This window comes from Streptomyces sp. McG3 (assembly GCF_018619185.1).
Lineage (GTDB): Bacteria > Actinomycetota > Actinomycetes > Streptomycetales > Streptomycetaceae > Streptomyces.
The window spans coordinates 1-6,239 of sequence record NZ_JAAXYC010000389.1 but is presented as its reverse complement, the minus strand read 5'-3'; the positions used below and the strand labels follow the sequence as shown (position 1 = coordinate 6,239).

At 75.5% G+C, this 6,239-nt stretch carries 5 protein-coding genes; 1 reads left to right on the top strand and 4 read right to left on the bottom strand.

Features of this window, described 5'->3' with window-relative positions; all coding sequences use genetic code 11:
• Positions 1–55 precede the first annotated feature (55 nt).
• From HET64_RS35035 to HET64_RS35020, 4 genes are all read right to left on the bottom strand, one after another.
• Positions 56–1,390, bottom strand: coding sequence for an AAA domain-containing protein (locus tag HET64_RS35035; protein WP_215111279.1), 1,335 nt, complete (start codon positions 1,388–1,390; stop codon positions 56–58).
• Positions 1,387–3,006, bottom strand: a complete 1,620-nt coding sequence (locus tag HET64_RS35030; protein ID WP_215111278.1) for a hypothetical protein — start codon at positions 3,004–3,006, stop codon at positions 1,387–1,389. The genes HET64_RS35035 and HET64_RS35030 overlap by 4 nt, the downstream gene beginning before the upstream one ends.
• Positions 2,997–4,004, bottom strand: a complete 1,008-nt coding sequence (locus HET64_RS35025) for a hypothetical protein (protein ID WP_215111280.1) — start codon at positions 4,002–4,004, stop codon at positions 2,997–2,999. Before HET64_RS35025 ends, HET64_RS35030 begins: the two co-directional genes overlap by 10 nt.
• A 106-nt stretch (positions 4,005–4,110) precedes the next feature.
• Positions 4,111–5,124, bottom strand: a complete 1,014-nt coding sequence (locus tag HET64_RS35020; protein ID WP_215111277.1) for a phosphatase PAP2 family protein — start codon at positions 5,122–5,124, stop codon at positions 4,111–4,113.
• A 247-nt stretch (positions 5,125–5,371) separates the two neighbouring features.
• On the opposite strand from HET64_RS35020, the gene HET64_RS35015 reads away from it, so the two are divergent.
• Positions 5,372–5,968 (top strand): histidine phosphatase family protein, encoded by a 597-nt coding sequence (locus HET64_RS35015; protein WP_215111276.1) that lies wholly within the window; start codon positions 5,372–5,374, stop codon positions 5,966–5,968.
• Positions 5,969–6,239: the final 271 nt, after the last annotated feature.

Here is a 6,239-nt window from a genome sequence, read left to right as displayed (position 1 = left end):
CCTGCCGGAGGCGGCGCGGCGGCTGCGCCCGCACGGGGCGGCACGCGTCTCCGGCTCAGGGCCGCCACCGGACCCGGCGTTCCGAGAGGTGGGCCAGCACCGCGTGGTTCGCCTCCCAGCCGTCGGGGAACTTCACCGTGACGCCCAGCTGGACCGGCTCCGTCGACGGGTGCTCGTCCAACAGGTCCGCCACCCCCTCCCGGCACACCACGATGCAGGCGTGCCGGTGCCGGGACGCCAGCACGCACAGGCGGCCCGTCTCCAGGTGGAACGCGGTCGCGTCGGGCCGCCCCGACAGCGGGTGCAGCACCACCGTGACGTCGAACTCGCGGCCCTGGAGGCGATTGGCCGTGTCCACCGCGACCCCCGTGACACCCAGCTCCGTGAGGGCCGCCCGCACCGCCGCCGCCTGGTCCCGGTGGGCCGTGCCGACCGCCACCCGGTCCGCCGTCACCGGCACCGGCTCCTCGGCCCGCTCGCTCGTCGCGACCCCGCCCCGGTCCAGCAGCCGCCGGACCACCAGCGCCACCGCCCGTACCGCCTCGGGATCGGTGCGCGGGGTGTGCCGGGCGGGCAGCTCCAGCAGCCCCCACCCGGACTCCGCCGCCTCGTCCAGCACCCGGTCGGGCCCCGAACCGTCCGACGCCACCCCGAAGGAGAGCGTGCGGTCCCCGTGGTCCGTACCGCTGCGGAAGGGCGTGTACGGGTAGAACGCGTCCGACACCAGCGGCGCCGCCGACGCCGGGAGCCGCCACGACACCGGCAACCGGTGCTGCGGCAGCTCCGGATTGTGCGCGAGCAGCGTGGACACCGCGCTCGCGGACGGGTCGTAGCTCAGCCCCGCCCACTGGTCCGCGCCGACGATCGAGAACGGGTCCAGCTGGCCCGGGTCCCCGACGAACAGCGCCCGCTCGAACAGCCCGGCCACGGCCAGCAGCGCGTCGGAGCGCATCTGGTACGCCTCGTCCACGATCGCGTGCCCCCACGGCTCCACGTTCTTCACGTGCGCCCACTTGGCGGCCGTCGAGATCACCACGTCGAGCCCGGCGAGATCCGCCGCCTTCGCCGATTTCGTCACGTTGGCGAGCCCGTCCAGGACCTTGTCGTACGGGTCGGAGTCGCTGCTGTGGAGCCGGCCCACCGGCAGCTCCGGGTCCTTCTCCGCGAGCCGCACCACCAGGTCGTCCACCTGGGCGTTGGTCTGCGCGATCACCATCAGCGGATGCCCGGCGGCGGCCAGCTCCAGGGCCGCCCGGACCACCAGCGTCGACTTCCCGGCGCCGGGGGGCGAGTCCACGACGATGCCCCGGGCGCTGCCGCGCAGGGTGTCGTCGAGGATCGCGCCGGTCGCGCGCGCCGCCTCCGCGCCCGGGTCGAAGACGGTCCTCACAGCAGGTCCTCCGGGGTCACGGGGTCGGGTCGCTCCGCGCGCCCGGCGGCGTCCGCGCCCGGCGGGCCGCCGTGGGTCCACGGCGTCTCCTCCGGGTCCGGAAGCTTCGGGCCGCCGCGCTGGTCGTGCTCGAACAGGGTCCAGGCGATCCGCTCGCCGGGCTCCGGCACCGAACCGGGCGCGGGCTCCTTGCCCCGGCCCATCCGGTCCAGGATCCGCAGCACCAGCGGGATCTCGCCGTCGTCGGCCGGGGGCCCGTCCGCGTACCGCACGAACTCCGCCGTCTGCGGCTTGCCCTCCAGCGAGCGGTAGACCTTCGTCCGCTCGGCCAGATGCGGACGCTCGTCCGTGCGGACGGTGACCAGCGGGCGCGGGGAGGGCCGCTTGGACTCGGTGTACGCCATCTCCACCTCGGACACCGTGGCGAGGAACGCCTCGCCCGCCAGCCGCCGCCCCGCCAGCACCAGCGGATCGTCCAGCGCCTCCTGCGCCTCCAGCTGGGCCTGGGCGGTCTCCCGGGAGGCCAGCTTCTGGGCCGCCGTCACCGCGTCGTCGCGGCGCGGCTGCGGCGGCTCGCCCGAGCGCACCCGGTCCCGGTGCGCGGTGAACGACCACCGGTCCCGGGTCCAGCGGTCCTCGGCCCGGGCCCCCTCGGGCAGCTCCCGCAGCAGGTCGAGCCCCCGCCAGACCGCGTCCCAGGTCGGCAGCATGACCCGCGCCAGCAGCGAGCGGATCTCCCGCTCGGCGGCGCTCAGCTCACCGAGGCGGGCATCGGCGGCGAGCCCGTCCTCGGCGGACGCGAGCGCCGTGCGCGCCCGGTCGTACCGCTCGATCGCCGGGGCGAGGAGGCGGTTGTCGAAGTCCGGGTCGGTGGCCGGCCCCGCCGGCGGGCACAGCAACTGGCCCTCCCCGTCCCGGGCCAGCTCGGCCCGGAGCGCGGCCTCGGCCCCCGACGAGCCGGCCGGCGGGTCGATCCAGGCCAGCAGCGCGCCCAGGTGCTGGTCCTCCAGGCTGCTCTGCCCGGTCGCCCAGTGCCGGTTCAGCAGATCCGTGACGGCGGGCAGCAGCGAGGAGCCGGGCACCCGGGCCCGCTCCCCGTAGTGCGTCAGCCAGCGGCCGAGCAGCGGTACCCGCGCCGGGGCCGGATAGGGAGTGTCCGGATCGTCCTCGGCGGTGCGCCGGAACCGCATGGACCGGCCCAGCAGCCGGACGAACTCGACGCCCGCCCGGCTCGGCACGATCAGTTGCGCGGCGTCCGTGCACAGCTCGACCTCGACCTTGGTCTTCTTGCCGGTCGCCGGGTCGCTCTCGTTGCGCTCGGCAGGCTCGACGACGTCCGCGTACGCCTCGATGTGCGGGAGGACCGCCTCCGCCAGCTCGGCCAGGAACGCGAACCGCAGGTCCCGGTCGCGGGGCTGGGCGACGGCCAGCAGCCGGGGCGCCTCCCGGTCCGTGCCGACCAGCGCCCCGAGCGGGGCCCCGGCCTCACCGGCGGTGGTCAGCGGCACCAGCACCAGCGGCCGGTCGGTGAGATGACGGTGCCGGACGGTCGCCAGTGGCTGGGCGCGGCCGGTGTCGACGGCCTCCAGCCGGGCCAGGGTGGTGATCAGCGACATACGGCCGCACCCTCCGGCGCGACGACCCCGGCACGTGCGGCGGAGGCGCTCTCCAGCGCCTCGGCGCGCAGAGCGGCGGCCCGGCGCAGCGCGGCGACCGTCGGATCGGCGGGATCGCCCTCCTTGCCCGCGGCGGCGGCCAGCACCCCGGCCACCGTGGTCAGCCCGCCCAGCTCACCGCGCACGCTCCGGCCCAGCGCCTCCACCGCCCCCTCGGCCCGGGACTTCGCCCGGCAGTGGAAGGCCAGCTCGCAGGCGGCCAGGCACTCCGGGGCGTAGGCCGGGGGCACCGCCGCCACGGCGGCGTCCAGCTCCGCGGGCGGGCACGCCGGATCGAAGGTCGTCCCCTCCGGCAGCCCCGCCGCGATGTCCTCGACGCGCGTCAGCCGGGTCAGCTGCCGCCGGGTCACGGCGCGCTGCTTGCGTACGTCCACGACGGAGGCGGTCGGCAGGTTCGAGAAGTCCTTGGGGCAGACCAGCAGCACCCGGTGCCCGACCTCGGCACCCTCCGTGACCGCCGCGACCCGCTCCAGCGCCAGCACGTACACCGCGGCCTGCCGGGCGGCGGCGCCGACCTTCGACGGGTCGGCCCCCGCGTCGATCATGGGAAACGACTTGATCTCGACCACCGTCCACCGGCCGTCGGGGTGCACCACGACCGCGTCGGGCTCCAGATAGGCGGGGGAGCCCGCCACCTCCAGGGCCAGCATCGGGTGGTCCAGCAGCGCCCAGCCCCCCGCCGCCGTGGCCTCGCGCAGCGCCAGCGCGGTGCGCGCGGCGCGGCCCTCGGGACCGGCGGCGCTCAGATCGGGCGTGGCGGCGTCCCCGGCCGGTGGCCGCTCGCCGCCGCCGAGCCGCTCGTACAGCAGGCGCAGCAGCTCGGCCCCGCCGTCGGCCTTGACCTTCGCCTCGAACGCGTTGCCCCGCATGAAGGCGAACTGGGACTGCCCGAAGGGGGCGGGGGAGCCGAGCGCGGTGGCCAGCACGCCCTTGTCCACCCCGGCGCCGTCGAGCAGGGCCCGCCGCTTGCAGCCGGGATTGGCGGCGAGGGCGGCCAGGGCTCTCGCGTCGAGCGGGTGCGGTTGGACGGACGGACCGCGCAGCTCAGCGAGCCGCTGCCGGAGCGTCGTCGCTCGCGGCCGCGTCGGCGTCGTCGCCGGCTGCTGTGCCGCTGACTGCCGGGCCGGGGGGATCTGCGGAGGTGGTCCGCTGGCCGGGGATTCGCTCACCCGGGGAAGTCTTGCATCCGGTACTGACATTCGGGGGCACGGCCGCGGATACGGACCCGGCGACGCTGCTCCGGCCGCCCTCGCCGCGGCCCGCGAACAGGATGCCGGCCGGCCCGGTGAACCGCGCGGCGCCCCACGCCTTGAACCGGTCGGCGATCCGTATGACGGGCCTGACCAGCAGGGCTCCGACGCCCATCACCGCGGCGCCCGCGACGGTGTCCAGGAAGTAGTGGTTGGCGGTGCCCATCACGATGATCGTGGTGATCAGCGGATAGGCGATGCCCGCCGCCCGTATCAGGGGATGGCGGCCGTGCCGCCACAGCAGGATCCCGCACCAGAGCGACCACCCGACGTGCAGGCTGGGCATCGCCGCGTACTGGTTGGTCATCCCGCTCAGACCGCGCGGGGCGCTCGCCCCCTCGCCCCACCAGCCGTACGCGCTGTACTGCGCCATCGTGTCGACGAAGCCGTGGCCCGCGTCCAGCAGCCGGGGCGGACAGGTCGGCATCAGCGTGAAGCCGACCAGCCCCAGCAGCGTGGAGTTCATCAGCCAGACCCGGGCCGCCCGGTAAGCGGCCGACCTGCGCCGGAACATCCATATGAGGACGGCCGGGGTGACCAGGTAGTGCAGGGACGCGTACGCGAAGTCGGCGGGTATCCCGAGCGACGGGGTGCTGGTGAAGAGACGGTTCAGCGGGTGCTCGGCGTTGAGGTACAGCGCCTGTTCCAGCCGCAGGATCGCCAGGCCGTTGTCGACCGCCGTCGACACATCGCCGCGCACCAGGAGCCGGCCCACCGAATACAGCGCGTACACCACCGCGATCAGTGGCAGCTCCGTCCACCAGCGGGGCCGATGACCGGTCGCGGGCGGCGCGGTGGCGTGCGGCATCCGGTAGCTCTCCCCATGTTCATGCGGCCGACGACGAACGTTCAACCGTACGGCGGCACCGTGCCGCCGTCTCCCCCGGGGGTCCCCTGCCGGACATCCCGTACGCGGCGGTCCCCGCCCTGGTCCGAACTCTCGGCCGGGGGCGCTGCTCAGGGTGGGACGCCCGCACGGCCCGGGAGGTTGCCTGCCGGGCCGGTACGGGATGATGGAAGGGCCCAACAGCACCAACGTTCCAGGGAGAGCCTTCATGGCATCGCGCATCCTGCTCGCCCGGCACGGCCAGACCCAGTGGTCGGTCCGGGGCAACCACACCGGCAGGACGGACATCCCGCTCCTGGACGACGGGCGCGAGGGCGCGAAGCTCCTCGGCGAGCGGCTGCACCGGGCGCCGTGGGCGGGGCTGCCCGGCGTCGAGGTCCGCACCAGTCCGCTCGTCCGGGCCGCCGAGACCTGCCGAATCGCCGGGTTCGGGGAGCGGGCCGAGCCGTGGGACGCGCTGATGGAATGGGACTACGGGGCGTACGAGGGCCTGACGCCGGCCCAGATCAAGGCGGACCGCCCCGACTGGCTGATCTGGCGCGACGGGGTCCCGGACGGGGAGTCCGTCGCCGACGTCACCGCCCGCGCGGACGAGATCGTCGCCTGGGCCCGCTCGGCGGACCGGGACGTCCTGGTCTTCGCCCACGGCCACATCCTGCGGGCGCTGGGTGCGCGATGGCTGGGCGAGGACCTGTCCTTCGGCGCGCGCATCCGCCTGGACCCGACGTCGCTGTCGGTCCTGGGCTGGGCGTACGGCCTGCCGGCCGTGGAACGCTGGAACGACACGGGCCACCTGGACCGCTGACGCCCACCCGGACACCCGGGCCCGCCGGCGCCTGCTGCCGAAGCCCGCGCCCGCCCAAGCCCGTCCGGCGATTGAGGACGGAACCCTTCGTCCGGTGGGCGGGCTCTTCGCGGGGCCCGTGGCGCGGGAGGCCCTGATCAGCACCCCGGAACGTGCTGATCGGTTCCGTCCTCAAGCGCCGGACGGGCTGGGTTTTCGCCCCCTGGAACGTGCTCGCCGGTTCGGTCCTCAAGCGCCGGACGGGCTGGGGCGGCCCCCGACGGGCTGGGGT

Bases quoted from the DNA above. Each gene is read 5' to 3' on its own strand.
- HET64_RS35020 (WP_215111277.1), bottom strand. From the start codon at position 5,124: ATGCCGCACGCCACCGCGCCGCCCGCGACCGGTCATCGGCCCCGCTGG.
- HET64_RS35030 (WP_215111278.1), bottom strand. From the start codon at position 3,006: ATGTCGCTGATCACCACCCTGGCCCGGCTGGAGGCCGTCGACACCGGC.
- HET64_RS35015 (WP_215111276.1), top strand. From the start codon at position 5,372: ATGGCATCGCGCATCCTGCTCGCCCGGCACGGCCAGACCCAGTGGTCG.